Source organism: Brachybacterium muris (assembly GCF_016907455.1).
Taxonomy (GTDB): Bacteria; Actinomycetota; Actinomycetes; order Actinomycetales; family Dermabacteraceae; genus Brachybacterium; species Brachybacterium muris.
In genome coordinates this window covers 2,805,091-2,832,004 of record NZ_JAFBCB010000001.1, presented here as the reverse complement: position 1 = coordinate 2,832,004, position 26,914 = coordinate 2,805,091, and the positions used below count along the sequence as shown (strand labels likewise).

At 72.1% G+C, this 26,914-nt stretch carries 24 protein-coding genes and 1 tRNA gene; 19 read left to right on the top strand and 6 right to left on the bottom strand.

Annotation, left to right across the window (positions count from 1 at the left end):
• Window positions 1-33: 33 nt before the first annotated feature.
• The 5 genes from JOD52_RS13250 (at window position 34) to JOD52_RS13230 (ending at window position 3,596) form a co-directional block, all read left to right on the top strand.
• Window positions 34-582 carry a CrcB family protein gene (locus JOD52_RS13250; RefSeq protein WP_259784924.1) on the top strand — a complete coding sequence of 183 codons (549 nt, stop codon included), beginning with the start codon at window positions 34-36 and terminating at the stop codon, window positions 580-582.
• Window positions 579-998: a fluoride efflux transporter FluC gene (locus JOD52_RS13245; protein WP_204410469.1), complete on the top strand. Its 420-nt coding sequence runs from the start codon at window positions 579-581 to the stop codon at window positions 996-998. The genes JOD52_RS13250 and JOD52_RS13245 overlap by 4 nt, the downstream gene beginning before the upstream one ends.
• On the top strand, window positions 995-2,836 hold the full coding sequence (locus JOD52_RS13240) for a cytochrome c oxidase assembly protein (protein ID WP_204410467.1): 1,842 nt from the start codon (window positions 995-997) through the stop codon (window positions 2,834-2,836). Before JOD52_RS13245 ends, JOD52_RS13240 begins: the two co-directional genes overlap by 4 nt.
• A 113-nt stretch (window positions 2,837-2,949) precedes the next feature.
• The gene (locus JOD52_RS13235; protein WP_017824369.1) at window positions 2,950-3,171 is read left to right on the top strand and encodes a hypothetical protein; all 222 of its coding nucleotides are present in this window, start codon (window positions 2,950-2,952) and stop codon (window positions 3,169-3,171) included.
• Window positions 3,168-3,596, top strand: coding sequence for a TA system VapC family ribonuclease toxin (locus JOD52_RS13230; protein ID WP_204410465.1), 429 nt, complete (start codon window positions 3,168-3,170; stop codon window positions 3,594-3,596). The genes JOD52_RS13235 and JOD52_RS13230 overlap by 4 nt, the downstream gene beginning before the upstream one ends.
• A gap of 221 nt (window positions 3,597-3,817) precedes the next feature.
• On the opposite strand, the gene JOD52_RS13225 is transcribed toward JOD52_RS13230, so the two are convergent.
• The 3 genes from JOD52_RS13225 to JOD52_RS13215 form a co-directional block, all read right to left on the bottom strand.
• A complete protein-coding gene (locus tag JOD52_RS13225) occupies window positions 3,818-5,242 on the bottom strand; it encodes a flavin-containing monooxygenase (RefSeq protein WP_204410463.1) in 1,425 nt (474 codons plus the stop codon).
• Window positions 5,243-5,326: 84 nt separating this feature from the next.
• The gene (locus JOD52_RS13220; RefSeq protein WP_204410462.1) at window positions 5,327-6,004 is read right to left on the bottom strand and encodes a DUF1345 domain-containing protein; all 678 of its coding nucleotides are present in this window, start codon (window positions 6,002-6,004) and stop codon (window positions 5,327-5,329) included.
• A gap of 134 nt (window positions 6,005-6,138) precedes the next feature.
• Window positions 6,139-7,182 carry an N-acetylglucosamine kinase gene (locus JOD52_RS13215; RefSeq protein ID WP_204410460.1) on the bottom strand — a complete coding sequence of 348 codons (1,044 nt, stop codon included), beginning with the start codon at window positions 7,180-7,182 and terminating at the stop codon, window positions 6,139-6,141.
• A 105-nt stretch (window positions 7,183-7,287) separates the two neighbouring features.
• Here JOD52_RS13215 and JOD52_RS13210 point away from each other — a divergent pair, with 105 nt between their 5' ends.
• The 12 genes from JOD52_RS13210 (at window position 7,288) to JOD52_RS13155 (ending at window position 22,985) form a co-directional block, all read left to right on the top strand.
• Window positions 7,288-8,604 (top strand): sugar ABC transporter substrate-binding protein, encoded by a 1,317-nt coding sequence (locus tag JOD52_RS13210; RefSeq protein ID WP_204410458.1) that lies wholly within the window; start codon window positions 7,288-7,290, stop codon window positions 8,602-8,604.
• Window positions 8,601-9,563, top strand: a complete 963-nt coding sequence (locus JOD52_RS13205; RefSeq protein ID WP_204410456.1) for a carbohydrate ABC transporter permease — start codon at window positions 8,601-8,603, stop codon at window positions 9,561-9,563. The genes JOD52_RS13210 and JOD52_RS13205 overlap by 4 nt, the downstream gene beginning before the upstream one ends.
• A complete protein-coding gene (locus JOD52_RS13200; RefSeq protein WP_259849865.1) occupies window positions 9,560-10,504 on the top strand; it encodes an ABC transporter permease subunit in 945 nt (314 codons plus the stop codon). Before JOD52_RS13205 ends, JOD52_RS13200 begins: the two co-directional genes overlap by 4 nt.
• Entirely contained in the window at window positions 10,501-12,048 is a 1,548-nt protein-coding gene (locus tag JOD52_RS13195) for a glycoside hydrolase family 3 N-terminal domain-containing protein (protein ID WP_204410454.1), read from the top strand. Before JOD52_RS13200 ends, JOD52_RS13195 begins: the two co-directional genes overlap by 4 nt.
• Before the next feature lie 11 nt (window positions 12,049-12,059).
• Window positions 12,060-13,337: an anhydro-N-acetylmuramic acid kinase gene (locus JOD52_RS13190; RefSeq protein WP_259849862.1), complete on the top strand. Its 1,278-nt coding sequence runs from the start codon at window positions 12,060-12,062 to the stop codon at window positions 13,335-13,337.
• Window positions 13,334-14,353 carry an N-acetylmuramic acid 6-phosphate etherase gene (locus JOD52_RS13185; RefSeq protein WP_204410451.1) on the top strand — a complete coding sequence of 340 codons (1,020 nt, stop codon included), beginning with the start codon at window positions 13,334-13,336 and terminating at the stop codon, window positions 14,351-14,353. Before JOD52_RS13190 ends, JOD52_RS13185 begins: the two co-directional genes overlap by 4 nt.
• The gene (locus tag JOD52_RS13180; protein WP_204410449.1) at window positions 14,350-15,219 is read left to right on the top strand and encodes an SIS domain-containing protein; all 870 of its coding nucleotides are present in this window, start codon (window positions 14,350-14,352) and stop codon (window positions 15,217-15,219) included. Before JOD52_RS13185 ends, JOD52_RS13180 begins: the two co-directional genes overlap by 4 nt.
• Window positions 15,220-15,558: 339 nt before the next feature.
• Window positions 15,559-16,845, top strand: coding sequence for an O-acetylhomoserine aminocarboxypropyltransferase/cysteine synthase family protein (locus JOD52_RS13175; protein ID WP_204410448.1), 1,287 nt, complete (start codon window positions 15,559-15,561; stop codon window positions 16,843-16,845).
• Window positions 16,846-16,930: 85 nt separating this feature from the next.
• On the top strand, window positions 16,931-17,650 hold the full coding sequence (locus tag JOD52_RS13170; protein ID WP_239551901.1) for an HAD family hydrolase: 720 nt from the start codon (window positions 16,931-16,933) through the stop codon (window positions 17,648-17,650).
• Window positions 17,647-18,351 (top strand): HAD family hydrolase, encoded by a 705-nt coding sequence (locus tag JOD52_RS13165; RefSeq protein WP_204410446.1) that lies wholly within the window; start codon window positions 17,647-17,649, stop codon window positions 18,349-18,351. Before JOD52_RS13170 ends, JOD52_RS13165 begins: the two co-directional genes overlap by 4 nt.
• A gap of 79 nt (window positions 18,352-18,430) precedes the next feature.
• Window positions 18,431-20,350 (top strand): thioredoxin-like domain-containing protein, encoded by a 1,920-nt coding sequence (locus JOD52_RS13160; RefSeq protein WP_204410444.1) that lies wholly within the window; start codon window positions 18,431-18,433, stop codon window positions 20,348-20,350.
• A gap of 64 nt (window positions 20,351-20,414) precedes the next feature.
• Window positions 20,415-22,985 carry a sodium/proton-translocating pyrophosphatase gene (locus tag JOD52_RS13155; protein WP_204410442.1) on the top strand — a complete coding sequence of 857 codons (2,571 nt, stop codon included), beginning with the start codon at window positions 20,415-20,417 and terminating at the stop codon, window positions 22,983-22,985.
• A gap of 23 nt (window positions 22,986-23,008) precedes the next feature.
• On the opposite strand, the gene JOD52_RS13150 is transcribed toward JOD52_RS13155, so the two are convergent.
• Together JOD52_RS13150 and JOD52_RS13145 are read right to left on the bottom strand one after the other, a co-directional pair.
• Complete coding sequence (locus JOD52_RS13150; protein WP_204410441.1) at window positions 23,009-23,581, bottom strand: TetR/AcrR family transcriptional regulator; 573 nt, start codon at window positions 23,579-23,581, stop codon at window positions 23,009-23,011.
• A 137-nt stretch (window positions 23,582-23,718) separates the two neighbouring features.
• Window positions 23,719-23,789 (bottom strand) — tRNA-Gly (locus tag JOD52_RS13145).
• 146 nt (window positions 23,790-23,935) lie between these two features.
• Between JOD52_RS13145 and dcd the strand changes: the two genes are divergently transcribed.
• Together dcd and JOD52_RS13135 are read left to right on the top strand one after the other, a co-directional pair.
• Window positions 23,936-24,532 carry a dCTP deaminase gene (gene dcd, locus JOD52_RS13140; protein WP_204410439.1) on the top strand — a complete coding sequence of 199 codons (597 nt, stop codon included), beginning with the start codon at window positions 23,936-23,938 and terminating at the stop codon, window positions 24,530-24,532.
• Complete coding sequence (locus JOD52_RS13135) at window positions 24,529-25,332, top strand: hypothetical protein (RefSeq protein WP_204410437.1); 804 nt, start codon at window positions 24,529-24,531, stop codon at window positions 25,330-25,332. Before dcd ends, JOD52_RS13135 begins: the two co-directional genes overlap by 4 nt.
• A gap of 49 nt (window positions 25,333-25,381) precedes the next feature.
• Here the strand turns inward: JOD52_RS13135 and JOD52_RS13130 are convergent, their stop codons facing one another.
• Entirely contained in the window at window positions 25,382-26,890 is a 1,509-nt protein-coding gene (locus JOD52_RS13130) for an MFS transporter (RefSeq protein WP_204410435.1), read from the bottom strand.
• Window positions 26,891-26,914 lie beyond the last annotated feature (24 nt).

Sequence of the window (26,914 nt, the reverse complement as noted above, 5' to 3'; positions counted from 1 at the left end):
GCTCCAGCGCGCCGACCTCGGTACCCTGGGCCGGTGACCTCCCCCTCCGAGCGCCCGCCGGCCCGCGGCGACGACCCCCGCATGCGCACCGTCGAGATGGCTGCGCTGCGGATGGACGACGACACGGAGGCCGACACCCTCACCTCCGGCCCCACCCACGCACCCCTTCCCACGCTGAAGGTGGCGCTGCTGGTCGCCGCCGGCGGCGCCCTCGGTGCCCTGCTGCGATACCTGCTGGGCGTGGCGATGCCGTCCCTGGCGACCCCCACCCTGGTGGAGCTGCCCGAGGCCACGCTGCTGGCCAACACCCTGGGCTGCCTGGGGCTCGGCGCCCTGGCCGGGGTGCTCGAGGTGCGCCCCGGCCGCCCCTGGATGCAGCCCCTGCTGGGCACCGGGCTGTGCGGCGGCTTCACCACCATGTCCGCCGCGGTGCTGGACGGCGCCGCCATGATGGGGGCCGACTTCGCGATCCTCGCGATCGTCTATGCCTCCCTCTCCCTCCTGCTCAGCATCGGGGCGCTGGTGGCGGGCCTGCTGCTCGCCCGTCGCCTCGCCCGCCCCGACCAGGAGGAGCGCGCATGACCCTCCTGCTCAGCGCCCTGGCCGTCGTGATCGGCGGGGCCCTCGGTGCCACTGCCCGCTGGGGCATCGCCGAGTTCATGACCCGACGCTCCGCTGCCCGCCAGCAAGCGGGTCGTGCCGCGCCTGCCACCGGACTGGAGCTGGTGCCCTGGCCCACCTTCATCGCGAACATCCTGGCCTGCCTGCTGCTGGGCATCCTGGTGATGCGCCTGGGCGCGGTGGGAGGCTCGGCGGAGCTCGCATTCATGCTGCTGGGGGTGGGTTTCTGCGGTGCACTGTCCACCGTCTCCACCGCCGCCCTGGACGTGGTGAACCTGGTGCGCCGCGGGGCCACCGTGCTCGGCTTCGCCTACGTGCTGCTGACCGTGGGCACCGGCATGGCCGCGCTGTGGCTGGGACTGGTGATCGGTTCGTGAGCACCAGGCCCCCGATCGTCCCGGCCGTGGTCACCGGTGCGGTCCTGCTGATCCTCGCTGTGATCGCCGTGCTCGCGGCCGACGCCGCCGGAGCCGGGAACGTGGTGCTGCGCAATGCAGGGGCGATCGCCGGCGCCGGTGCGCCCATCGCGGCCCTGGTCGCCGACCTCGCCGGGGCCATCGCCCTGGGCGGCGCCCTGCTGGCCGGCTGGCTGCTGCGCGTACCCGCCGACCGCTCCCGCGCCATGCTGGTGGTGGCGGTCGCCGTGGGCGTGACCACCGTGGCCCGGGGGCTGGCCCTGCTGTTCTCCTACGCGATCGCCACCGGCCAGCCCGTCGGCTCCGAACGCTTCGGCTCCGACCTCGCCGTGTACCTCGCCACCGACCTCGGGGTGTGGCTGCTGACCGCGCTGCTGGTCAGCGCCGCCGCCACCGCCGTGGCCGTCACCGGTACCTCCCGGGGCCTCGCGCGGGTGGTCACGGTGATGATGGTCGCGGTGATGTTCTGCGCCGCGATGACCGGGCACGCCTCCGGCGACAGCAACCACGAGGTGGCCACCTCCACGATGATGGTGCACCTGCTGGCCGTGGGCATCTGGCTGGGCGGCCTCGCCGTGCTGCAGCTGCTGCCGGCCACCTCCCGGGACGACGCCGCCGTGGTGCGCGGCTACTCTCACCTGGCCCTGATCGCCTGGATCGCCCTGGGCCTCAGCGGCGTGTGGGCCCTCGGGGTGCGGATGAACGGCCTCGGCGACCTGGTGACCTCCGCGTATGTGCAGATCGCCGCCGCCAAGGCCGCGCTGCTGCTGGCCCTCGGAGCGATGGGTGTGCTGCAGCGCCGCCAGATCGCCACGGGCCTTGCCCGCACCGCCCCCGGTGAGGGCCTGCCCCCGGTGGCGGTGTACCGCCGGCTCGCGCTGATGGAACTGGCCCTGCTGGGACTGGCGGTGTCGCTCGCCGCCGCGATGAGCTCCTCCCCACCGCCCGCCGAGGCTGCTGCGCCCCCGCCGGGCCCCGCGGCAGTGCTCTCCGGCTACGCCCTGCCCCCGGCCCCGGACCTCGCCGCGGTGCTCACGCAGTGGCGCCCGGACCCCTTCGGCATGGCCCTGGCCTGCGTGCTGCTGCTGGCCTGGTGGCGCCCCACCGCACCGGCACGCGAACGAGCGGCGAGTATCCGCCTGGTGGCGGGAGCCTCGGTGCTGGTGCTGCTCACCTCCGGCCCGTTGAACGTGTACAGCAAGGTGCTGATCTCCGCCCATGTGCTGCAGCACGTGCTGCTGCTGGCGCTGGCCGGCACGCTGATCGGCAGTGCCGTCACCGTGCTCGCTGCCCTGAGGGTGCTGGTGCGCCGGCGCACCTGGCTCGCTGCCCTGCTGGCGGCTGCCCCGGTGGCCCTGCTGGCCGGGGCGTACGCCGGCCCGCTGCTGCGCCTGGCCCTGGACAGCCACGTCGCCCACCTGGGGCTGCAGATGCTGGCCCTCGGCGGGGGAGTGCTCGCGGTGCTGCTGGTGCGCGCCGTGCTCGGCGACGCCCCCGACCCGAACGCTCAGCGCGGGCGCCGTGACTCCCGGGCGATCCGGGCCGTCGCGGTGGCGGGCGCGCCTGTGCTCCTGCTGCTGGTCGCGGGCATCGTCCTGTCCACCACGGACACCCTGCTGGCGGCCAGCTGGTTCGGCGCCACCGGGCGGGACTGGCGCATGGATGCCCTGGCCGATCAGCACCGCGGCGGGGCAGCAGTCATCGTCCTCAGTGTGGTCGGGCTGCTGCTCGCTGCAGCGACGCTCCTGCGCGGTACGGAACCGGTGCGGAGCAGGACACCGGAGAAGACCCGGGGCTGACGGAGTCGCTCAGGATGACGTTCCCGCGGGAACGTTCTCGGGCTCCCACCTCAGGATCGCGGAGCCGCATCAGTGATGCAGATCTGCCGCATCACTGATGCTAGAGTGACGTCATGAGGACCACCGTCAATCTCACTCCCGATGTCGAGGCCGAGGTCGCCCGGCTGCGGCGCGAGCAGGGTCTGGGCACGAGCGAAGCCGTGGTGGCCTTGGCCCGGCGAGGGATGGACCGGGGATCCACGTCGCAGCGGTTCGTCCAGCGCACAGCACCCCTCGGAGCACGGATCGACGTCACCGACATCGGTGCGGTGCTCGACCTCCTGGACCACGAATGATCATCGACGCCAACATCCTGCTGTACGCCGTGGATGAATCGGCAGCAGATCATCCCGCCGCCCGGTCGTTCCTCGAGGAGCACCTCAACGGTGACGTGAGAATAGGGCTCCCCTGGCAGAGTGTGGCGTCGTTCCTGCGCATCGCGACCCACCCCCGCATCATGGCGGCGCCGCTGTCGGGCAGCGAGGCCGCCGGATTCGTGGATGGTTGGTTGTCGGCACCGGCGGCATGGATGCCAGACGTCACCCCCGCGAGCTGGTCGATCCTGCGCGGGCTGATCGAGAAGCACGGCGTGACCGGCAACCTGGTTCCGGATGCCCAACTCGCTGCCCTCGCGGTCCAGTACGGCGTGCCCGTCGTCAGTGCTGACTCCGACTTCGCGCGCTTCTCAGAGGTGACCTGGCTGAATCCCTGCACGAGGTGACCTCCGGCCCGGGCTGGACCGCCGTCACCGACGACGTGGGGAGCTGACGGAATCGCTCAGGATGACGTTCCCGCGGGAACGTTCCCCGCTCCCACCGCAAGATGGTGTCCAAGAGAACCTGCGGGGAACGGGCACTGCCCAGACGCAGGACCGGCTGCGTCAGGGTCTCGAGCCACCGTTCGTGAGTGACGAGACTACGGCCGGAGTACCCGGGGTCGCGCTCAGTCGAACAGTGAGCGCACCGTGCGCAGGCGCCCCAGCAGACGGTCGCGGTCCACGAACGGCACCAGGCGGCCCTCGGCGGAGTCGGCCGGGTTGCGGGTGGCGGGCGGTGCGGACTCGGCGGCACGACGGTTCAGCGGGGCTGTGCCCAGCTTCTCGCCGATCCGACCCAGCAGACCGCCCTGCTCGCGCGTGGTCACCGGCACCGCGGAATCCGACCCGGCGCGGGCACGGTGGAACTGGGTGAGGGCGGGGGAGCTGTCGCGCACGGCCTTCATCAGGTACGCGGCGATGTCGGCCTGCTCCACCAGGATCGGCAGCACACCGCCGGAGACCCGGTTCTGCCCCAGCACCACCAGGTCGTCGCGGCCCCGCGGGAACGCGCCCAGGAACAGGTCCAGCTCACCGTGGGCGGTGCGGGGGACCACGTCCTCCGGCAGATGGTTCGCGCCGGTCTCGTAACCGGTGGCCAGCACGATCAGGTCGGGGCGGTAGTCGGACTCGTCCGCGTACACCACGGTGCCGTCGGCCCGCACCCCGGTCACCGGGGCGATCGGGGTGATGCGGCCCTCGCGGATCCGGTCCAGCACCTCGTCCGAGATGATCACCGCGTCATCGAGCGGGCTCACGGCGGGCTTCGGCAGCCCCACCGAGGAGGGGTCCCCGGCCACGCGACCGAGCACGGTCTCCGCGATCCTGTCGTTCAGCTTGCCGAGCACGGCGGGCTCTCGGGAGGCGGCCACGTCCCCGGGCATCCCGCCGATGCGACGCGGGACGATCCAGTGTCCGGTGCGCACCGACCAGCGCACCTCCAGGGCGCGGCGGGCCGCGTCCACGGCGATGTCGGCGGCGGACTGCCCGGACCCCACCACCAGCACACGCTTGCCCTCGAGGCCGTCGGCCCCGGTCCATTCCTTGGAGTGGATCACGCGGATCGCCGGGTCCACGTCTGCCGCCCAGGCGGGGCAGTGGGGACGCTCGGAGATGCCGTGGGCGGAGATCACCGCGGCGTAGACCTGGATCTCGCCGGTGGAGAACTCCACCTGCCACACGCCCTCGGAGAAGGGGCGGGCCGAGCGCACCTCCACGCCGGGGCGGAAGTGCTCGGTGAGGTCGTAGCGCGCGGCGTAGGCGCGCAGGTACTTGCCCATCTGCTCAGGGCGCAGGTAGTCGGGGAAGGACACCGGCTGGATCATGTCCTCGTACTGCGTGAAGCGCCGCGAGGAGACCATGTCCATCGAGCGCCAGGTGGGGGAGTCCTCGCGGTCCTCGTCCCAGATGCCGCCCACGTGGGCGGAGCGGTCCACCAGGTCGAACGGCACCTGCAGTGCCTTCAGGGCGGCGGCGGCGGCGAGGCCGGCAGGACCGGCGCCGATCACCAGCACCTTCTCGCGGGTGGGGACCTGGTCGTGGAGCTCGGACATCGAGGGGCCTTCCGGATCGGGCATCAGGCGGGCGCGCGGAGCGGGCTCCGGCGCCTCGCCCAGCGGCGGGCGGACACGATCATCCTAGGTGAGCGCCGTGATCACCACCGACACCGCGAGGGTGATGATGATGGTGCTGGTGGTGTGGGCGATGATCACGTGGTTGCGCACCAGGCGCCGCGCACCCCGGGAGATCGGCTCCACGCCGGACGGCCCCGGCGCCGCCTGGATCACCACCGCCGCGTACAGGTACTCCTCCAGCAGGCGCTCCGACGGGGGCGTGGCCGGGAAGGAGAAGGCGTCGCCGCGGGCATCCTGCGCCGCGTACTCCAGCGCGAAGGTCATCACCGTGCTCGCCCAGGCGCACACCAGGGCCGCGGCCGTGATGGCCAGCAGCAGGGCGACGGCGAACTCGGGTGGCCGCAGGGCCAGTAGCACGATAGCCACCACCGCGGTGCCCATGAGCTGGATGACCTCGCCGATCGGCCCGGAGCGGCCGATGAGGTACCTGTACACCGCTACGTGGCGGCGCACGTGCCCCAGTCGGGCCAGGGCGATCAGCCGCGCGCGCGGCTGGTCATGCAGCGCCAGGAAGGTGAGCACGGTGAACGCGGCGCTGTAGGAGATGAGGAACACGATCACCAGCAGCAGCAGTGAGAAGAGCTGATCGTCCTGCTGCTCGCGGAGCAGGTAGTTCGTCTGCGGAAACAGCAGGATCAGCGCAGTACCGGTGACCACGCCCATGGGCAGTGACAGCAGCATGCGGAGGTTCTCGCTCTGCAGGTGCTCGCGCCAGGTGCGATTCCGGCGCCTGCTGCGGGCGGGACGAGTGGGCCGCGCCCTCCCGCCCTGGATCGCTTGGCGGCGGGACGACGGGGGTGGAGGCGCCGCGCTGCTCATGCCCCGACTCCCGTGGCTGTACCGCCCTCTGCTATGTCGTCCCCGGCCATGTCGCCGAGGGCCGTGTCGTCCTCGGCCATCTCGCGGGCCAGGATTATCGCCCCGGGCAGCCCCGAGGCCACCGTGCGGTGCTCGCGCCCCTCTGCCTCGAAGCCGCACGTCACCTCCTCCCGGATCGGGCCGGGGGTGGCCAGCACCGACCCTGCCAGCACCACCGGCAGCTCCAGGGAGGGGTCCAGCTCTCGCACGGTGGCGCAGAAGTGGCGGATGGCGGTGTCCAGGATGTCGCGGGCTACCGGGTCCTCCAGCACGGTGCCGGGCAGTGGCGCGAAGCGGCCCAGCCCCGCGGGGGAGCCCGCCGGGACCAGGGAGTCCAGGGCACGGATCAGGTCCTGCCGGGTGTCACCGGTGGGGGAGGGGGGCAGCAGCCCGTCGCGCAGGTCCAGGTCCAGCATGTCGCCCACCAGCTCGGTGAGGCGGGTGCGGGGGCCGCGGTGGTCGAGGTCGGCCGCGACCGCCTGCACGGTGCGCCGGCCCAGCCATACCGCCGAGCCGACGTCGCCCAGCAGCCAGCCCATCCCGTCGCGCCGCTGGATCGGCCGGCGGTCCCGGTAGGAGACGGTCACCGCGCCGGTGCCGGCCAGCAGCAGGATCCCGTCATCCCCCACGCCGCCTGCCAGGAACGCCACCAGGTGGTCGTCGGTCACGGTGATGCGGGAGCCGTCGATCCCCAGGGGTGCGGCGGCCTCGTGGGTGGCGCGCTGGACCTGCTGGTGCTGGGCCGGGCCCGCGCCGGAGAAGGCCAGCACCGCATGGGCCACGTCCTTGCCCGGGACGGCCCCGAGCGCCTCGCGCATGGTCGCGGCCAGGGAGGTGAAGGCGTCCGGGCCGCTGGAGCGCAGGTTGCAGCCGGGGCCGGTGGCGGCACCGAGCAACTGCCCCTTGGGCGTGCGCACCTCGATGCGGCTGCTGGTGCCGCCGATGTCGGCCGCCAGCAGGGCGCGAGTCGTATCGAGTGGGCGTTCCTCAGGGCGTCCCATGCCGGCTCCGATCGTGTTAACTTCGGTGTCACACCATAGGGTGTCAAAGTTTCTTCGATCCCCCCAGGATCCCCGCGGGAACCCGCGGGCCTCAAAGGAGTTCTCATGATCGCACGACGACGTGTACTCGCAGCCGGTGCCGCCGGCAGCGCCGCCCTCACCCTGGCCGCCTGCGGCTCCGGTGGATCCGGTGGTTCCGGCGGTGGTGACACCGACCCGACCGACACCGAGGCCAACGCCGACAAGACCGTCACCCTGTGGATCATGCAGGGCACCAACGCCAAGACCGACGAGTACGTCGAGGCGCTGAAGACCGCCTTCACCGAGAAGACCGGCGCCACCCTCGACGTGCAGGTCCAGCCCTGGGACGGCGCCCACGACAAGTTCGTGACCGCCATGAGCGGCGGCACCGGCCCGGACGTGGCCGAGGTGGGCACCACCTGGACCCCCGAGTTCGCCGACGCCGGCGGCCTCTCGGACCTCACCGCCGAGATCGAGGAAGCAGGCCTCGGTGACGGCCTGGTGCAGGGCCTGGTGGAGTCCGGCTCCCTGGACGGCATGACCTACGGCATGCCCTGGTACGCCGGAGTGCGCTCCATCCTCGCCAACAAGGAGATGCTCGAGGCCGCGGGCGTGGCCGCGCAGCCCCAGTCCTGGGAGGACCTGCTCACCATGATCACCACGATCAAGGAGCAGAACCCCGACACCATCCCCTTCCCGGTGGCCGGTGCCAGCCTGTTCTCCATGCTCCCCTTCGTCTGGGGCGCCGGCGGCGACATCGCCACCCAGGAGGGCGAGCAGTGGAAGGCCACCATCAACTCCCCCGAGTCCGTGGAGGGCCTGACCTGGTACACCGACCTGGCCCTGAAGCACGACGCCTCCACCGCCGCCGCCTCCACCTGGAAGGAGACCGACTCCCTGGCCGCCTTCCTGCAGGGTGACGTGGCCATGTTCATCACCGGCTCCTGGGTGCCCGCCACCATCGAGCAGGACTCCCCGGAGATGTTCGAGAAGCTGGTGGCCTACACCATCCCCGCCAAGGACGGCGCCGTGGCGAAGTCCTTCCTGGGCGGCTCCCACCTGTGCCGCTTCGAGGACTCCGAGGAGCCCGAGCTGGCCTTCGAGCTGATCAAGCTGATGGCCACCGGCGAGTTCGCCACCCGCTGGGCCACCGAGACCAACTTCTTCCCCGGTGAGCAGGCGGCACTGGACGAGGTCGTGGCCTCCGGCAACGAGCTCACCCAGGTGTTCGCCCAGCAGATGAGCGAGGGCGGCACCTCGGTGCCGGTCACCCCCGCCTGGGGCAAGATCGAGGGCAAGAAGACCCTGCCCACCCTGCTCACCAATGTGCTCGGCGGCACCGACGCGCAGCAGGCGGCCGACACCGCCGCCGAGGAGATGGACCAGATCTTCCAGTCATGACCTCCACCGCCACCACGGGACGGGCCCCGGTGACGGGGCCCTCCCGGACCATCCCCCGCGGCCGTCGGATCCGACGCGCAGGTGCACCGTGGCTGCTGCTGGCCCCCGCGCTGGTGGTGCTCGCGGTGCTGCTGCTGTGGCCCCTGGCCCGGGTGCTGAACCTGTCGCTGCAGGACTTCGAGCTGCGCAACCTGATCCGTGGCGAGTCGAACTACATCGGGTTCGACAACTACGTCCAGGTGCTCACCGATCCGTTCCTGTGGGGCACCGTGCTGCCCAACACCGTCGGCTTCGCGGTGGTGTGCGTGGTGCTCACGATGGTCGTGGGGACGGCGGTGGCCCTGTTCCTGAACACCCTCACCCCGGTGTGGCGCAGCCTGTGCACCACCGCGATCATGGTGGCGTGGGCGGTGCCGGCGCTGACCAACACGTACGTGTTCGTGTGGCTGTTCGACCCGCGTGCGGGACTGGTGGCGAACCTGCTGGGGGAGCTGGGGCTGTTCGAGCCCGGTTCGGTCAACTGGTTCGCCGACCGGCTCTCCTTCTACGCGATCGCCACCATCAACGTGGTCTACCACGGCTTCCCGTTCATCGCGGTGACCGTGCTGGCGGGCCTGATGACCGTGCCCAAGGAGCTGTACGAGGCGGCCGAGATGGACGGCGCCGGTGCCGTGCGCCGCTTCACCAGCATCACCGTGCCGGCCCTGCGACCCATCTTCGCGGTGTGCATCATCCTGTCGACGATCTGGGACTTCAAGGTGTTCACGCAGATCTACCTGATGCCCGGTGGTGACGGCACCAACCGCGACGTGATGAACCTGGGCGTGTGGTCCTACACCGAGTCCTTCTCCCAGGGCGAGTACGGCATGGGCTCGACCATCGCGGTGCTGCTGACCCTGCTGCTGCTGGCGATCACCGTGGTGTACCTGCGCTTCCTGATGAAGGAGGACGAACTGTGAGCACCCCAGCGTCCCCCGCCGCCGCATCCGCCCCGATGGCCGTCGACGTGCCCGGGGCCGATGCCGATACCCGGCCGGCCTCCTCGGGACGGCGCGGCCGGTCCCGTCGGCCCCGCAGCGCCCGCCGCAACCGCATCGGCGTGCTGCAGGCCCTCGGCATCGCCCTGGTGCTGTTCGGCTCCCTGTTCCCCTTCTACTGGATGCTCTCCACCGCGGTGGACCCCAACCCCATGTCCCGCGGCGCCTCCCTGCTGCCGGGTGGGTTCACCCTCGAGCACTTCCGCTACGTGCTGGTGGACGCCAACTTCCTGCGCTATGTGCGGATATCCCTGATCGTGGCACTGGGCACCGTGCTGGCCAGCGGCATCCTGGCGCTGCTGGCCGCCGTGGCCGTGGCCCGGTTCCGCTTCCGGCTGCGCACCGTGGTGCTGGTGATGGTGCTGATGGTGCAGATGGTGCCGCTGGAGGCACTGGTGATCCCGCTGTTCCTCCAGGCCCGCAACCTGCAGATGCTGAACTCCCTGCTGGGCCTGGTGATCGTGTACCTGGCGTTCTCGCTGCCGTTCGCGATCTGGAACCTGCGCGGCTTCGTCGCGGCCGTGCCCAAGGAACTGGAGGAGGCCGCCTACATCGACGGCGCGAACTGGTTCCGCATGCTCTGGTCCGTGCTGCTGCCCCTGGTGGCGCCGGGACTGGTGGCCACCTCGGTGTTCTCCTTCATCGCCGCGTGGAACGAGTTCATCTTCGCCCTCACCTTCATGCAGGACTCCTCGAAGTACACCGTGGGCGTGGGGCTGCGCGCCTTCTTCACCCAGAACACCGCCGACTGGGGATCGATCATGGCCGCCTCGACCATCATCGCGATGCCCGTGGTGATCTTCTTCGTGCTGGTGCAGCGCAACCTCGCCTCCGGCCTCACCTCGGGAGCGGTGAAGGGATGAGCACGGGGGCCGACGGCGAGAACGGCGACGGGTCCGGCATGGACGACGCCGGCTGGGATCCTGACGCCCTCGGCGTGCTGCTGGCCCCTTTCACCGGAACCGAGGTCCCCACGTTCCTCGAGGGGCCTCTGCGGGCGGGCCTGGGCGGTGTGATCCTGTTCGGCCACAACACCCCGGACGCCGCCACCTGCGCGCGCCTGTCCCGTGACCTGCACGCCATCGAGCCCGATGTGCTGGTGGCGGTGGACGAGGAGGGCGGGGACGTGACCCGCCTGCAGGACTCCACGGGTTCCTCCCTGCCCACCGCCTGGGCCCTCGGCGAGATCGACGACGTGGGCCTGACCCGCCGCGTGGGCCGGGCGCTCGGCGACGTGCTGGCCGCCTGTGACGTGGACCTGGACCTGGCCCCGGTGCTGGACGTGTCCACCGACCCCGCCAACCCCGTGATCGGCACCCGCGCCTACGGGGACGAGCCGGGCCTGGTGACCCGCCATGCCCGCGCCATGGCCGGCGGGATCCGTGACGCGGGGGTGGGCGTGTGCGGCAAGCACTTCCCCGGCCACGGCGCCACCCACGTGGACTCCCACACGGCGCTGCCCACCATCACCCTCGGGCGGGAGCAGTTCGAGCGCGAGCACCTCGAGCCCTGGCACCTGGCCCCCTGGATGGACGCGGTGATGACCGCCCACCTGCTGGTCCCCGCCCTGGGGGAGGGGCCGGCCAGCATCGCCTCCTGGGCCCGCGAGGTGCTGGACGAGCTGTGCGGTGAGGGAGGCTTCCACGGCCTGCTGATCACCGACGCCCTGGACATGGCCGCCGTGGCCGACACCTACGGGTACGGCGAGGCAGCGGTGCGGGCCGTCGAGGCCGGTGCCCACCTGCTGTGCCTGGGCACCTCGATTCGCCGTGACGACGCCGAGATGCTGCGCGAGGCCCACGACGCCCTGCTCGCCGCCGTGGACTCCGGGCGCCTCCCGCGCCAGGTGCTGGCCCAGCGAGCCGCCGAGGTGCGGCAGCGCCGCGGCTGGCTTCGCGACCGCCGGCGGGGCCTGCCCGTCCCGCAGCTGCCCGAGTCGATGGAGGCCCTGGGCCGGGTGGGGGCCGAGGCCGCCACCCGCGCCGTGCGGGGACGGAACGCCGAGGGCGTCCTCACCGGCGGCCCCGTGATGATCGCCGATGCCCGTCGGCGCCGCGACCATGCCTCCGGCACCCGTCGGAGCCTGCTGGCAGGGGTGCTCGCCGAGCAGGGCATCGACGCTCAGGAGATCCACTACCCGGCCGACATCACCCGCCCTGACGCCTCCGCCCTGATCCTCACCCGCCTGCCGCGTGCCGATCCTGAGGAGCAGCAGCAGCTGGTCGAGCTGCTGCGACTGAGGCCCGACGCGATCGTGGTCCACACCGGCGTGCCCGACGCCGCGACCCCGCACTCGCGGTACGTACTGGCCCACGGCGCGGGCCGCGCCTCCATGGCGGCGGCCGCCGCACTGCTGCTGGGCCGCACCTCGTCGAACGGTCACTACCAGGGGAGGCCGTCGCGGTGAGGGTCCTGGGGATGATGTCCGGCACCAGCCTGGACGCGATCGACGTGGCACTGATCGAGCTCTCACGCGACCAGGACGACCCCGCCACCGTGCAGGGGCGGATCCTCCACCACGGCGAGCATCCCTGGCCTGCACAGCTGCGCAGGGACCTGCTGGCGGTGCTGCCCCCGGCCACGAGCGATGTGGGCACCTGGTGCCGCCTGCACGCGCAGGTGGGCGACGCCTTCGCCAATGCCGCCCGCGCCGCCCTGAGCGACGCAGCAGGCCCCACAGGCACCACCGGCGTGGAGGGCCCCGCCGTGGGAGGCCCCGCCGATCTGATCTGCACCCACGGACAGACCCTCTACCACTGGGTGCAGGACGGCCGCGCCCACGGCACCCTGCAGATCGGGGACGCCTCCCGCATCGCCGCCGCCACCGGGCTGCCGGTGCTGTTCGACGTGCGCTCGGCCGACGTGGCCCGCGGCGGCCATGGCGCCCCGCTGGTGCCGGTCCTGGACCAGCTGGTGTTCGGGGAGCTGCCCACCGCGGTGATCAACATCGGCGGCATCGCCAACGTGTCCTGCGTGGGTGCGGGCGACGTGATCGCGGGGGACATCGGCCCAGGCAATGCCCTGATCGACGCCGCCGTGCTGCGTGGCACCGACGGCGAGCAGACCTGCGACCTCGACGGGCACCTGGCGCGTGCCGGCCGCGTGGACCAGGAACTGCTGGACCTGCTGCTGGCCGAGCCCTTCTACGCCGCCCCCATGCCGCGCTCCACCGGCCGCGAGCACTTCGACGCCGCCTATGTGGACCGCCTCGTCGCCCAGCACGGTCCCGCACCGGCCACGGGGCGCCGCTTACCCGACCTCCCCGACCTCTCTGATCTTGTCGCCACACTCACCGAGCTGACCGCCCTCACCATCGCCCGCGCCGTGCAGGACCTCGGTGCCCAGCGCGTGGTGCTCTCCGGCGGAGGCATCCACAACCCTGTCCTGCGCCAGCGCCTCGACACTCTGCTCCAGGGCTCCGAAATACTGGACCCCGAGAGCGCCGGCATCCCCGCCGACGCCAAGGAGGCGGTACTGATGGCACTGATCGGCTGGCTCAGCGCCGAGCAGGTCCCCGCCGTGTCGGCCCGGGCCGACGGCACCGCCGTCACCGGTGCCACCGCCCCCACCGTGCTCGGCTCCCTCACCCCTGCCGGAGCACTCCCGCCGGCGCAGCACCCCGGCCGCCCCGTGCACCGCCTCCGGTTCACCCCGACCCACACCCCTCTCCCCTCGATGACGCAGGAGACCCCATGACCCAGCACCCCACCTCATCCGACCGCTCTGAGTGGCGGTCCCTGGTCTCCCTCGCCTCCCCGACCGAGGAGCGCAACCCCCGCAGCGAAGGCCTGGACACCCTCCCGGCCACGGAACTGGTGGATGTGATCCTCGCGGAGGACGCCACCGTCGCCGCCGCCGTGCAGGCCGTCAGCGCCGACATCGCCCGTCTGGTGGAGGTGTGCGTGAGCGCGATCGACGCCGGCGGCACCGTGCACTACGTGGGCGCGGGCACCTCCGGCCGGCTCGGGGTGCTGGACGCGGTGGAGCTGGTCCCCACCTACAACGCCACCCCTCAGATGGTGACCGCTCACCTCGCCGGTGGCGACGGCGCCATGATGAAGGCCGTCGAAGGTGCCGAGGACGATCCCGAGGCAGGCGCTGCCCTGGTTGCCGAACACTGCGGGGACCACGACGTGGTGATCGGACTGGCCGCCAGCGGACGCACCCCCTTCGTCGGAGGAGCCCTGCGGGCCGCCCGCGACCGGAGCCTGCCCACCGCCCTGATCGCCGCGAACCCCGCCGCCCCGCTCGCGGCCGACGCCGAGCTCGCGATCCTGCTGGACGTGGGCCCCGAGGTGGTCACCGGTTCCACCCGCATGAAGGCCGCCACCGCGCAGAAGCTCACGCTGAACGCGCTGTCCACCGCCACCATGGTGCGCCTGGGCACCACCTACTCCAATCTGATGATCAACGTGCGCCCCACCAACGCCAAGCTGGTGGCACGCACGGTGCGGATGCTGGTGCAGGCCACCGGGGCCGACGCCGACCACGCCGCCGACGTGCTGGAGGAAGCCGGCGGTGAGCTGCGGGTGGCCCTGGTGGCGCTGCTGGCCGGAGCCGGTGCGGTGGGCACCGGCAGTGCCCATGGGCCGGTCGACGTCGCCGCCGCCCGCGAGGCCGTCGGCCGTTTCCCCGCCGATCCCTCGCGTCACGGCGACCCCGCCGGGATTCGCTCCGCCGTCGCCGCCCTCCAGGAAGGCGAGGCCCGGTGAACGGCGTCGGCCCGGTCACGGTGCGCCTGCGCGGACGGCTCGGCGACCTGCAGCCCAAGCTGAGGCAGATCGCCGAGATCGTCCTGAAGGACCCGCAGGCCGCCGGTGGCATGACCATCGGGGCTCTCGCCAAGGCCGCCGGCTGCTCCGAGGCCACCGTGGTGCGCCTGGCCAACGAACTCGGGTACAGCGGGTACCGGGAGTTCCGCTTCAGCCTGCTGGAGGAGACCGCGATCCACCGCGAACGCACCTCCGACACCGCCTACGACAGCGACATCGACCCCGGCGACGACCTGGAGACCGTGGTCGGCAAGATCGCCTTCGCCGACGCCCGCGCAGTGCGCGACACCGCCGGTGCCCTGGACATCGCAGTGCTGGGAGAGGTAGCCCAGCAGATCGCCGGTGCCCGCCGCATCGCGGCCTTCGGCGCCGGCGCCTCCGGCCTGGCAGCGATGGACCTGACCCAGAAGCTCACCCGCATCGGCCTGTCCTGCGCGGTGTACCGCGACGTGCACGAGGGACTTCCCGCTGCGGCACTGCTGGGGGAGGGCGACGTGGCCGTGGGCCTGTCCCACACCGGCCAGACCACCGATGTGCTCGATGCCCTGCAGGTGGCGGCAGCGGCCGGGGCTACCACCGTGGCCCTCACCAACGCCTCCGGATCGGCGCTTGCCCGCGGGGCCGACCACGTGCTGGTCACCGCGGCCACCGAGTCCGCATTCCGCTCCGGCGCCACCGCTTCGCGCATCGCCCAGCTCACCGTCATCGACTGCATCCTGGTGGCGGTGGCGCAGCGCCTGCCGGACCTGGGCCGACCGGCCCTGGAGCGCACCCGCTCCGCGATCGAGTCCCGCCGCCTGCCCTGATCCGGCCCCGCATCAGGAGCGCCGCCGCAGGCACCGCCAACTGCGCTTGCGACCAGCACCGCCAACTGGGCTCGTTGCCGCCACTGCCGCCGGGAGCGGGACGGTTACGTGCGAGTACGTTCCAGATTGTGGAAGCTGGCCGCACGGAACTGGGTGGTGAACCAGCCCTGCAGCCCTGCCTGCCCCCCGGTGACACCCGGGACCGGTGCCGTCACACATGTTCATGTTCCTGCCGCCCCGGGGCCAGCCTGGGGCACGCTGACGTCACGGACCATCCGGGAGCGCCACCCGTCGAGCCCTGGGTCCGTCGCGCACCGCACCCACCCCAGGAGGATCCCCATGGCCGAGCAGGCCCTGAAGTTCGAGACCCTGGCCATCCACGCCGGGCAGGAGCCCGACGCCGCAGCCGGCTCGCGCGCCCTGCCGATCCACCAGACCACCAGCTTCGTGTTCCCCAGCGCCGAGTCCGCCGCGGACCGCTTCGCGCTCGCCGAGGCCGGCCCCATCTACACCCGCATCACCAACCCCACCCAGGGCGCTGTCGAGGATCGCATCGCGGCACTGGAGGGCGGCGCCGCCGGGCTGCTGCTGGCCTCCGGGCAGAGCGCGATCACCCTCGCGATCCTGAACCTGGCCGGTGCGGGGGACTCGGTGGCGCTCTCGCCCAGCCTCTACGGCGGAAGCTTCAACCTGTTCAAGCACACCCTGTCGCGCCTGGGCATCACCCCGCAGTGGGTGGAGGATCCCTCGGACCCGGAGTCCTGGCGGGCCGCCTCGGATGAGACCACCCGGGCCTTCTTCGCCGAGACCATCCCCAACCCCAAGCACGACATCCTCGACATCGAGGCCGTCGCCGCCGTCGCCCACGAGGTGGGGGTGCCGCTGGTGGTGGACAACACCGTCGCCACCCCGTACCTGCTGCGGCCGCTCGAGCACGGTGCCGATGTGGTGGTCCACTCCGCCACGAAGTTCCTGGGCGGCCACGGCACCTCCATCGCCGGGGCGATCGTGGACGGCGGCAGCTTCGACTTCACCGCCCATGCGGAGAAGTACCCGCAGTTCACCGAGCCCGACGAGTCCTACAACGGCCTGGTGTTCGCCCAGGTCCCCGCCCCGTTCGCCACCCGCGCCCGCACCAATCTGCTGCGCGACATCGGCCCGGCGATCTCCCCGTTCAACGCCTTCCTGATCGGCCAGGGCCTGGAGACGCTGCCGCTGCGCATGGACCGCCACCTGGAGAACGCCCGGAAGGTCGCCGAGTTCCTCGAGGCCGACGACCGCGTCCAGTCCGTCACCTGGGCCTCCCTGGATTCCTCCCCCTACAAGGAGCTGGCCGACAGGTATCTGCCGCGCGGCGCCGGCAGTGTGCTGGGGTTCGTGCTCCCGGGCGGGATCGATGCCGGCAGGCGCTTCGTGGATGCACTGACCCTGCACTCCCACGTTGCCAACATCGGTGACGTGCGCTCCCTGGTGATCCACCCCGCCTCCACCACCCATTCCCAGCTCAGCGAGGCCGAGCACCGCGCGGCCGGCATCGAGCCCGGTTTCGTGCGGCTCAGCGTGGGCATCGAGCACATCGACGACATCCTGGCGGACCTGGAGCGGGGCCTGGCCGCCGCGAGCTGAGCGAAGGTCGGGCAGGAACGAGAGGCAAGGGAGGGGAGAGGTGTCCCTCACGTCGTCCAGGGTGCCTGGATACGCTGGCCCCATCATGAGCAACGACCCCGCTTCCCCTCCGCCTGCCCTCGCCCCGTCCCCGCTGGACACCTGGCCCCCCGCCTGGACGCCCGCGGCCGTGGTGTTCGACTGCGACGGGCTGCTGGTGAACACCGAGGCCGCCTGGGTGGCGCTGCAGGACGAGTACCTGGCCCGGCACGACGCCGCCTTCGACCCCGTCACCCGCCGCTCCCTCACCGGGCGCGCTGCGGACGTGGTGATCGTGGCGATCGCCGAGCTGATCGGCAAGGACCCCTACGCCGTCGCCGACGAGCTGCTCCACGCCCACCGCGAATCCCGCCGGGAGACGGAGATGGTGCCCATGCCCGGCGCGTACGAGACCGTCAGGGCCATCGCCTCGGTGCGGCCCGTCGCAGTCGCCTCCAACTCCCCGCGCGAGGAGCTCGCCTTCAAGATCGACGCCCTGGGCCTGGCGGAGTTCGTTACCGCCCAGGTGGCGGTGGAGGACGTCGAGAACCCCAAGCCCGCCCCGGACATGTACGCGCAGGCAGCGCGGATGCTGGGGGCCGACCCTGCCGACTGCCTCGCCTTCGAGGACTCCGAGACCGGTGCCGCCTCCGCCCTGGGCGCCGGGCTGCAGCTGATCGCGGTGCCGTCCCTGCCCGGTCAGGACCCCCGAGCCCCGCGCCGGATCGCCTCCCTGGAGGACCCGGTGCTCCAGGAATGGATTGCCCGATGGGAGCCCACCGCATGAGCGCCCCGCACGACAGCAGCCCCGGGACCCGCACCCTGCAGGACTTCACCTCCGCGTTCGGCACCTGGACCCCGCAGGCCGTGGTGTTCGACTGCGACGGCCTGCTGCTGGACACCGAGTCCTCCTGGTACCGCGCCCAGGACGTGGTGGTCGAGGAACTGGACGCCCAGCTCACCGCCGAGGACGACGAGCACCTCCACGGCTCCACCATCGAGACCGCCGCCCGGATCATCGCCGAGCGCTCCGGCACCGCCGAGCCCCAGGTGCTGGCCCGCCTGCACGAGGCCTTCGACAAGGAGCTGTCCGCTGGGATCGAGACGATGCCCGGTGCCGCGGCACTGGTGAGGGCCGTGGCCGCGAAGGTGCCGGTGGGGTGCGCCTCCAACTCCTGGCTCGAAGCACTGGAGGGCAAGCTCACCACCGGTGGCCTGCGGGAGCACTTCACTGTGCTGGAGGCCTCGGACACGGTCGAGAACCCCAAGCCCGCCCCCGACATGTATGCCGCGGCCGCGAAGGCCCTCGGTGCGGCGCCGCAGCACACCCTGGCCTTCGAGGACTCGGGCACCGGTGCGCGGGCCGCCCGCGATGCCGGGCTGCGGCTGATCGCTGTCCCCGCCCCGGGCATGGCGGCACCGCCGGCGGACCTCGCCCTGACCTCCCTGGAGGACCCTGCCCTGCTGGAATGGATCGCCACCTGGTGAGCCCCCTGCACGTGGCGTACCGACCGGCAGATATCACGCTGACTGGCATCTGTGCGCCGCGGCGGTGTTCACTGGCACCATGAGCACTCCGGCCGATCCTTCGCAGCCCCTGTCCGCACGCGCGCACGGCTCGCCCCTGCGCGGACGGGCCTGGCTCAACACCGGCGGCGTCGAGCTGGACCTGGAGGACCTGCGCGGCAAGATCGTGCTGCTGGACTTCTGGACCTTCTGCTGCGTGAACTGCCTGCACGTGCTGGACGAGCTGCGGCCCCTGGAGGAGAAGTGGTCCCAGGAGCTGGTGGTCATCGGCGTGCACTCCCCGAAGTTCGAGTTCGAGAAGGACCCGGAAGCGCTGGCCGACAACATCGAGCGCTACGAGGTGTCCCACCCCGTGCTGGACGACCCCGAGCTGCGCACCTGGAGCGAGTACGGCGCCCGCGCCTGGCCCACCCTGATGGTGCTGGACACCCATGGCCGCATCGCCGGGAACCTCTCCGGTGAGGGCCATGCCGCGAACCTCGATGCGCTGATCGAGCGGCTCGTCGCCGAGGGGGAGGCCGACGGGTCCCTGCGTCGCGGCCCCGCCCCCACCGTGCTCACCGAGCGCACCCCGCAGACCCTGCGCTACCCCTCCAAGGTGACCTCCCTGCGCGATGGCCGCGTGGTGGTCTCCGACGCCGGCCAGCACCGCATCGTGGTGTTCCGCCCCGACGGCGTCACCGTGGACGAGGTGATCGGTGAGGGCATCCGGGGGCACGTCGACGGTGACGCCGAGCAGGCCCGCTTCGCGGAGCCCAACGGTGTCCTGGAGCTGCCGGAGGAGGTGGCTGAGGAGGTCGGCTACGACCTGCTGGTGGCCGATACCGCTAACCACCTGCTGCGCGGCGTGAAGCTGGGGCAGGACCGCCTGCTGCGGGCCCGCACCGCCACTGAGGTGATGACCGTGGCCGGCACCGGCCAGCAGTGGATGCAGGGCCGGCCCCTGCCCCGCGGCGAGGACGACCCCCGCAGCTTCGACCTGTCCACCCCCTGGGACCTGGCCTGGTCCACCGTGCTGAACCGCTCCGTGATCACCATGGCCGGCATCCATCAGATGTGGATGTTCGACCCCGTGGTCCAGGGCCTCGCGGTCCTCGCGGGCACCACCCAGGAGGGTCTGGTGGACGGTCCCGTCGTCGGCTCCTGGTGGGCCCAGCCCTCCGGTGTCGACGAACTGCCCGATGGCCGCCTGGTGATCGCCGACTCGGAGACCTCCGCCGTGCGGATCCTGGACCCGCGTGTGATGCGGGTGAGCACGCTGGTGGGTGAGGGGCTGTTCGACTACGGCCACGTGGACGGCGCAGCCGCCACCGCCCGCCTGCAGCATCCACTGGGCGTGACCGCCCTTCCCGACGGCCGCATCGCCGTGGCCGACACCTACAACGGAGCGATCCGCCTGATCGACGAGCACGGCGCCGAGGACGACAGCGCCACCGTCGTCACCGTCGCCACCGACCTGCGCGAGCCCTCCGACGCCCGCGTCGGCCCGCCCGTGGACGGCATCGGCCAGCTGATCGTCGTGGAGTCCGGCGCGCACCGCCTCACGTGGGTGCCGGTGGCCAAGGCTGCCGAGCGCGTGATCGACGAGGGCGCCCAGCGCTCCGAACGGCCCGTCACCGAGGTGGGCCCCGGCCCGCTCACGGTGCGGGTGCTGTTCACCCCGCCCGAGGGCCACAAGCTCGACGACTCCCTGGGCCCCTCCACGCAGGTGTCGATCACCACCTCCCCGGCGAGCATGATCCGCGACGGTGCCGGTACCGGCACCGAGCTGGAGCGCGTGCTCGAGCTGGACCCCGCCATGACCGAGGGAGTGCTGCACGTCAACGCCCGCGCCGCCTCCTGCGACGCGGACCCCACCGTCGAGTTCCCCGCCTGTCACATGCACCAGCAGGACTGGGGGGTCCCGATCCGCGTGGTCGAGGGCGGCCCTGACCACCTGGACCTCTCCCTGCTCGCCTGACCCGCTGCGCCGACCCCGCGCGGGGTCGGCGCCGCTCTCCCCACCCCCGGACGGAAGCGCCTACGTGGACCTCATCACCCAGTACCCCCTCGGGGACGACATCGCCGTGACCCTGCTGGTCCTGGCGTTGCTGTCCATCCTCGCCCTGATCGCCGGGGCCGTGGTCCCCGGCCGCCTGCGCCGCGACGACCGTCCCGCGACAGCCGCCTCCACGGAGGGCGATCTCGACGACGACCTCGACATCGATCTCGACGAGGACGAGCCGAAGGGCAAGCGTGCCGTCGCCCCCCGCAAGCGCTCCTCACGATCCGCCTCACGCGTCGTCCCAGCCGAGTCCGAGGACAGTGACGAGGTGACCGATCTGGTCGCCGACCCGGGCCTGGCCCGCCGCCTGGGCGCGCAGCTGTCCACCATCGGTGTGGTCACCGCCGGGGTGGGGATCCCGGTAGCGGTACTGGCGTACCTGGTGCCCGGCAGCACCGACCAGCGCATCCTGCGCGCAGCCCTGCTGCTGGCCGGCCTGCTGCTGGGGCCGCTGGCCGCTTGGCGCGGGGTGGCCCTGCAGGTCGCCGCGCTGTCGGTCGGCCCCCGCCGACGTGAGGCCCTCGTGGGTCGCCTGGGTGCTCTGAGCATCACCGGGGCGCTCGCCCTCGGTGTGCTGCCGGTGGTCATCGCCGTGTGGTTCCTGCGCGAGCAGGCGAGCACCGCACTGATCGCCCTTGCCGCGGGTGTGGCGATCTCCGCCCTGGCCGTTCGCGTGTGCTCGGCACCGCTGGAGACCGCCGGTGCGGCCTCGGCCGTGCTGGTGGGCACCGACGAGAACGACCTGGAGGCCGACGCCGAGGACAACCTCGGCGCCGAGCACCAGCTCACCGCCCGCATCGTGCGCCACGGTGGGGGCCGCGCGGCCGACCTGGTGCTCCTCACCGTGGCACTGGCCGCCTCCGGGATGATCCTGGGTGTGCCGGTGATCGCCGCCGAGGGCATCCTGGTGGTGCTGCTGGGCCTGGGGGCCGCGATGCTCACCGCCGCGGCCGCCGCCGTGATCCCGCACCGCATGCCCGATGGTCGCGAACGCAGCTCCCTGCGCATGAACGGCCTGATGCCCGCCGTGCTGGGCGGCTCACTCACCGTGGCCGCCGCAGCCCTGTGGCTTCCCACCCAGTACAAGTCGCTGCGCTTCGGCCACGTGGGCATGGGCAGCTTCACCGACCCGGCCGTCGCCGGCCCGGAGCCGCTGCCGCGCGAGCAGATGGTGCCGCAGATCGAGCAGGCCGTCACCGACATGGGCCAGTGGGTCTCGGTCACCGACGACTCCCGCGACGCGGGGGCCTTCCTGGACGTGCTGACCCTGCACACCGTCTCGCCCAGCGCCGTGGTGGCCGGGGCGATCGCCCTGGGAGCCGTTGCTGCACTGGCTGCGCTGCTGCTGATGGACACCACGGGGGAGCGCCGCAGTGGCACAGTGCTGCGCGCGGCCCGCACCAGCCGCACCGGCGGAGCCCTCGGCACCGCCGCGGCCCTGGGCTCCACCGCCCTCACCGCCGCCCTCGCCCTCGGCCTGGTGCTGCTGGTGCTGGTCGCCCTCAGCGTCCTCAGTGCCGGCGTCCCCGGCCTGGCCCTCGCGCTGGTCGCCTACGCCGGACTCGGCGCCCTGGTGGTGACCCTGGGATTCGCGGGCTCCCTCGCCGCCCCGGCCCTGCTGGACCGCCGCGGCACCTCGACCGCCGTGCGCGAGGCCGCGACCTCCGCCGGCACCGGTCCCCGCACGGCACTGCTGCTGGTGGCCGCCCTCGCGGCACTGCCGCTGCTGGGCCCGATCGTGGCCGCTGTGCAGGCCGCACCCCGCGCGGCCACCGTGTGGGAGGACCGTGCCCTGCACGCCCTCACCCCGCAGGCGCTCCCGCTGCTGGCCGGCATCGGCCTGGGCGTGGTGACGGTGCTGCTGGTCACCGCGTCCCTGCTGGATGCCTCGCGCCGTGCCGGCGCCGCCGCTGTGGTGGAGACCCGCGCCAGCATGCTCGCCTCCCGGGACCGTGTGATGCTGGACGACCTCACCTACGGTCTGCGTCGCGCCGCCATCACCCCGCTGGCGCTGGCCGTCCTGGCTCCGGTGGTGGCCGGTTTCGGGTTCGGCGTCTCCGCGCTGCCCGGCTTCGTGGCCGGGCTGGTGCTCGCCGCGGCGGGCCTGGGCCTGTGGGCCCACGGATCCGCGGCCGCGATGAACGGCGCTGCTGACCTGATCGCCGCCGGGCGCTACGGAGGCCCGGGCTCCTGGGGACACTCCGGCGCCTTGGGCGGTGCGGTTCTCACCGGTGTGCTGCGCTCCAGCATCGGCTCGGTGGCCCCGGCGCTGCTGCTGACCGGCACCCTGGTCTCCGCCGTCGCGGTGTCGTCCATGGTGGGGATCGTCATCGACGGCTCCGGCCCGTTCCTGCGCTGGGGCGTGGCCGTGGTGGCACTGGTGATCGCCGGGACCTGCTGGGTCGCCTCGGCCACCGCCCCCGAGGTGGACCTCGAGGACGAGCTGGAGGAGAGCTCCCGCCCGCTGTTCGCCCGTCGCGGCGAGGAGGATCAGCGCGAGGACACCCTCGATGCGATGGACTGGGACGACGACAGCACCGACAAGCGTTGAAGAGCACTGAGGAGCGCTGAGGCTCAGACCTCGGCGCCCAGCCCCCTCAGGACGAACGCCTCCAGGGCCTGCTGGTCGAAGCGGCCCGGGGCGGTGCCGATCAGCAGCCCGTTGATGATGCGCACCGTCGCATCGAGGTCCAGATCAGCGGCGAAGTCCCCGCTGTCGATCCCCGCGCGCACGATGCGCCGCAGCACGTCCTCGATCAGCACCACGTGCTCGCGCATCCGCGCGGCGGTCTCCGCGGTGAGCCGGTTGCGGCTGACCGAATGGGGCATGTGGAAGGAGACCGTCAGCTCCAACTGGGTGCGCACGTACTGCAGCGCCGCTTCGCGGGGAGTGGCGGCCTGACTGCCTGCCTGCAGCTGCGCGATGTACCCGGAGGTCTCGTGCAGCGCGTACTCGACCAGGAGCGTGTCCTTGTCGGGGAAGTGGTTGTACATCGCGGTGCGGCCCACCCCGGCCGCGCCGGCGATCGAGGAGAAGGTGATCTGCTCGAACGTCTGCTCCTTCAGCAGCTCGTCCAGCGCCTGGAAGATCTTCTCCCGCGTGCGTTCGCGGTGCTCCTCGAGCGAACCGCCGATGATCTTGGGCATGGCACATTATTACACCGTGACATATCGGTGTCGGAACCCCGAAGGTCCCGGTGGCACATGAGTGGAATCGCTTCACATCCACCGCGAAAAGCCGGAGCCGCGGCGTCCACCAGGCGACGCCGCGGCTCGGGACCGGGAGCGGGTGACGGGAATCGAACCCGCGCTATCAGCTTGGGAAGCTGAAGTTCTACCATTGAACTACACCCGCGAACGCCGTCCATCATAACCCCAAAGCCGAGGTCCCGGGGACGCCATGCCTCGGAGCGCACCTGGTGGGCGACGTGGGAGGGGCGGGGGAGTACCCGGTGTGGACGCCGCGCTGACGTCCCGGGTTTCCGCCGCTAGGCTGGGCTCGTGCTGCTGAGTGATCGTGACATCCGGGCCCAGATCGAGGCCGATCGTGTTCGCCTCGAGCCATTCGACGACTCCATGGTCCAGCCCGCCTCCGTGGACGTGCGCATCGACCGCTTCTTCCGGGTGTTCGACAACCACAAGTACGCGATGATCGACCCTGCGACCGAGCAGGCCGACCTCACCCGAGAGATCGCCGTGGATCCCGACGAGGCGTACATGCTGCACCCCGGCGAGTTCGTGCTGGCCTCCACCTACGAGCAGATCACCCTTCCCGATGACGTGGCGGCCCGCCTCGAGGGCAAGAGCTCGCTAGGCAGGCTGGGCCTGCTCACTCACTCCACCGCGGGGTTCATCGACCCGGGCTTCCAGGGGCACATCACCCTGGAGCTGTCCAACATGGCGACCCTGCCGGTGGCCCTGTGGCCGGGGATGAAGATCGGCCAACTGTGCTTCTTCCAGTTGTCCAGTGCGGCGCAGAGTCCCTACGGCAGCGAGGGCAACCTCAACCGCTACCTGGGCCAGCGCGGCCCCACCCCGTCACGATCGGCCCAGAACTTCCACCGCACCCGGATCCCCGTGGAGGCAGAGCAGGCATGAGCACTGAGACCACCTCCCACCGCCTCCAGCTGCCCCGGGACACCGACCCCGCCGACGTGTTCGCCATGGTGCGCAACGTGCGCCCGCAGGCGGTCCGCGATGACGACGGCACCATCGACCTGGGGCAGGATGCCCGCCTGGTGCCCGACCGCGGTCCCCGCGGCGCCGGCCGTTGGGACCTGGAGGTGGCACGGGTGCGGGAGGACCCTGCGCCCGAGGGCCTTCGTGACTCCCACGGCTACGCCCGCGCGTTCCCCGAGGGGCTGCCCTTCGGCACCGAGCGCTCCGCCCTGGACCTGACCTGGTCCCTGGGTAGGCGGCTGTACGGTGCTGTGGTCACCGACTCGGGTGTTCGCCTGGAGCCGCATCCGTACCACGTGCGGGACCTGACAGTGGTGAGCCCCCACGCCCTGGCCCCCGAGTCCCTCGCCCAGCTGCTGGCCCCGCTGGAGCCGGAGGCCGAGCTGGACGAGGTGCCCGAGGAGGCCGACGCCACCGGGTACAGCATCACCATCCCCGTCGACGGCGGGGACGAGATCAGCCTGCGGGTGGGTCGCAGTGCTCGCCCCGTGGCCCTGCAGCAGCTGGCCTGGCTGGAGGACGCGGTGGACTACGAACTGGTGCACATCGCGGCAGACGAGACGGAGGACGCCCTGGAGTCACCGGACGCCGAGGTCACCGAGCGCTGGACCGGCGTCTACCGGCGCATCGGCCTGATCGCCGGGCTGCTGGTGGAGACCGTCGGCGGGTACGTGGTGGACCTCGAAGGGTTCCTGGTCGATCCCGCCGACCTCGCCTGAGGCCGGACCGGCACCCTGCGCGCCGGATCGACGGACTGGCGCCGCCGGGTCAGCCTGTGCTGGCCGGGGCCCCGTCGGCCTTCACGGCCCGGCCCGCCGCACCCAGCGGGATCGGGAAGAACGCCGCCAGGCCCAGCGCCATCACCAGCACGATCCCCAGGATCCCGGTGCGGGTGTCGCCGGAGATCCACACGGTCAGGGCGAAGGCCGCGGTTCCCAGGAAGCCCAGGGCGCGCCCGGTGGTGGCGTACAGGCCGAAGTTCTCCGTCTCCCGGCCCGGGCGTGACAGGCGGGTCAGCAGGTTCCGCGAGGCGGACTGCACCGGTCCCACGAACAGGCAGATCGCCAGGCCCGCCACCCAGAACACCGCGGCGGAGCCGAACACCAGCACCACCAGGCCCAGCACGATGATCCCCACGCAGCCGCCGATGATCACCGGGCGCGGGCCCACCCTGTCGTCGATCCAGCCGCCGATGAACACCCCGAAGCCGGCCACCAGGTTCGCGGCGATGCCGAAGATGATCACCTCGACGGTGCTGAAGCCGTAGGCGTTCGCGGCGAGCACACCGGCGATGGAGAACACCGCCCCCAGACCGTCGCGGTAGACGGCGGAGGCCACCAGGTACATCAGCATCACCGGCTCCTCGCGGAGGGCCCGGCGCACGTGCTTCACGATGCTCACGTACCCCTGCACGGGGTTCCAGCCCGCACCCGGGGTGCGGGCCCGGTGGCGGGGCGCCCAGATCATCAGCGGCAGGGTGCCCACCAGGATCCAGATCGCCACGAAGATCGGGATGGCCCGCAGGTTCCAGCCGTCGTCCCCGGTGATGCCCAGCAGCCCGGTGCCCGGCATCACGAACAGCACCAGCACCAGGGCCAGGCACACGATGGAGCCCCAGTAGCCCACTGCCCAGGCGGTGCCGGAGACCCGGCCGCGGTTGGCGGGGGTGGAGATCTCCGGCAGCACCGAGTTCACGAACACCCCGGCAAGTTCGCTGAACACCACCGCGAGGGCGATCAGGATCGCGCCCAGCGTCAGGAAGTCGGAGTCCAGAGCCACCAGCGGCATCAGGGCGATCACGGCGACGGTCCCGAGGGTGGTGATGCGCAGCAGGGCGTTGCGCCCACCCCCGGAGTCGGCGAGGTTCCCCAGCAGCGGTGCCAGCAGTGCCACGGCCACGGCGCCGACGGCCTGCCAGGTGGTGAGCACCTGGGAGCCGTGGTCCTGCGCCGCCTTGATCGCCCCGTCGCCGACAGCACCCTCGGCAGCCACGGCACTGGCCACGTAGGTGGCGAACACGAAGGTGAGGATCACCGAGCTGAACGCGCTCATCCCGCCGTCCCACAGGGCGAACGACGCGACCTGCTTGCGTAGCGTGCGCCGGTCGGTGGTGCGCGGGCCGGCACCGCTGTCGCCGGTGGCATGCCCGGCTGCGGTGAATCCCGCCGGCGCGAAGGTGTCGTCGGGGCGAGATGAACCCGATTCGGCAGCGGGGCCACCGGAGGAGGAGAAGGAGGGGGACGAGCCGTCGTCGGCCCGGTCCGGAGAGGTCGCCATGGGGCCACTCTACGAAGGAGCGGG

Coding starts and splice junctions, on each gene's coding strand:
- JOD52_RS13205 (WP_204410456.1), top strand. CDS start 8,601: ATGACCTCCACCGCCACCACGGGACGGGCCCCGGTGACGGGGCCCTCC.
- JOD52_RS13150 (WP_204410441.1), bottom strand. CDS start 23,581: ATGCCCAAGATCATCGGCGGTTCGCTCGAGGAGCACCGCGAACGCACG.
- JOD52_RS13235 (WP_017824369.1), top strand. CDS start 2,950: ATGAGGACCACCGTCAATCTCACTCCCGATGTCGAGGCCGAGGTCGCC.
- JOD52_RS13185 (WP_204410451.1), top strand. CDS start 13,334: ATGACCCAGCACCCCACCTCATCCGACCGCTCTGAGTGGCGGTCCCTG.
- JOD52_RS13230 (WP_204410465.1), top strand. CDS start 3,168: ATGATCATCGACGCCAACATCCTGCTGTACGCCGTGGATGAATCGGCA.
- JOD52_RS13190 (WP_259849862.1), top strand. CDS start 12,060: ATGATGTCCGGCACCAGCCTGGACGCGATCGACGTGGCACTGATCGAG.
- JOD52_RS13160 (WP_204410444.1), top strand. CDS start 18,431: ATGAGCACTCCGGCCGATCCTTCGCAGCCCCTGTCCGCACGCGCGCAC.
- JOD52_RS13220 (WP_204410462.1), bottom strand. CDS start 6,004: ATGCTGCTGTCACTGCCCATGGGCGTGGTCACCGGTACTGCGCTGATC.
- JOD52_RS13135 (WP_204410437.1), top strand. CDS start 24,529: ATGAGCACTGAGACCACCTCCCACCGCCTCCAGCTGCCCCGGGACACC.
- JOD52_RS13170 (WP_239551901.1), top strand. CDS start 16,931: ATGAGCAACGACCCCGCTTCCCCTCCGCCTGCCCTCGCCCCGTCCCCG.
- JOD52_RS13225 (WP_204410463.1), bottom strand. CDS start 5,242: ATGTCCGAGCTCCACGACCAGGTCCCCACCCGCGAGAAGGTGCTGGTG.
- JOD52_RS13210 (WP_204410458.1), top strand. CDS start 7,288: ATGATCGCACGACGACGTGTACTCGCAGCCGGTGCCGCCGGCAGCGCC.
- JOD52_RS13175 (WP_204410448.1), top strand. CDS start 15,559: ATGGCCGAGCAGGCCCTGAAGTTCGAGACCCTGGCCATCCACGCCGGG.
- JOD52_RS13215 (WP_204410460.1), bottom strand. CDS start 7,182: ATGGGACGCCCTGAGGAACGCCCACTCGATACGACTCGCGCCCTGCTG.
- JOD52_RS13245 (WP_204410469.1), top strand. CDS start 579: ATGACCCTCCTGCTCAGCGCCCTGGCCGTCGTGATCGGCGGGGCCCTC.
- JOD52_RS13130 (WP_204410435.1), bottom strand. CDS start 26,890: ATGGCGACCTCTCCGGACCGGGCCGACGACGGCTCGTCCCCCTCCTTC.
- JOD52_RS13165 (WP_204410446.1), top strand. CDS start 17,647: ATGAGCGCCCCGCACGACAGCAGCCCCGGGACCCGCACCCTGCAGGAC.
- JOD52_RS13195 (WP_204410454.1), top strand. CDS start 10,501: ATGAGCACGGGGGCCGACGGCGAGAACGGCGACGGGTCCGGCATGGAC.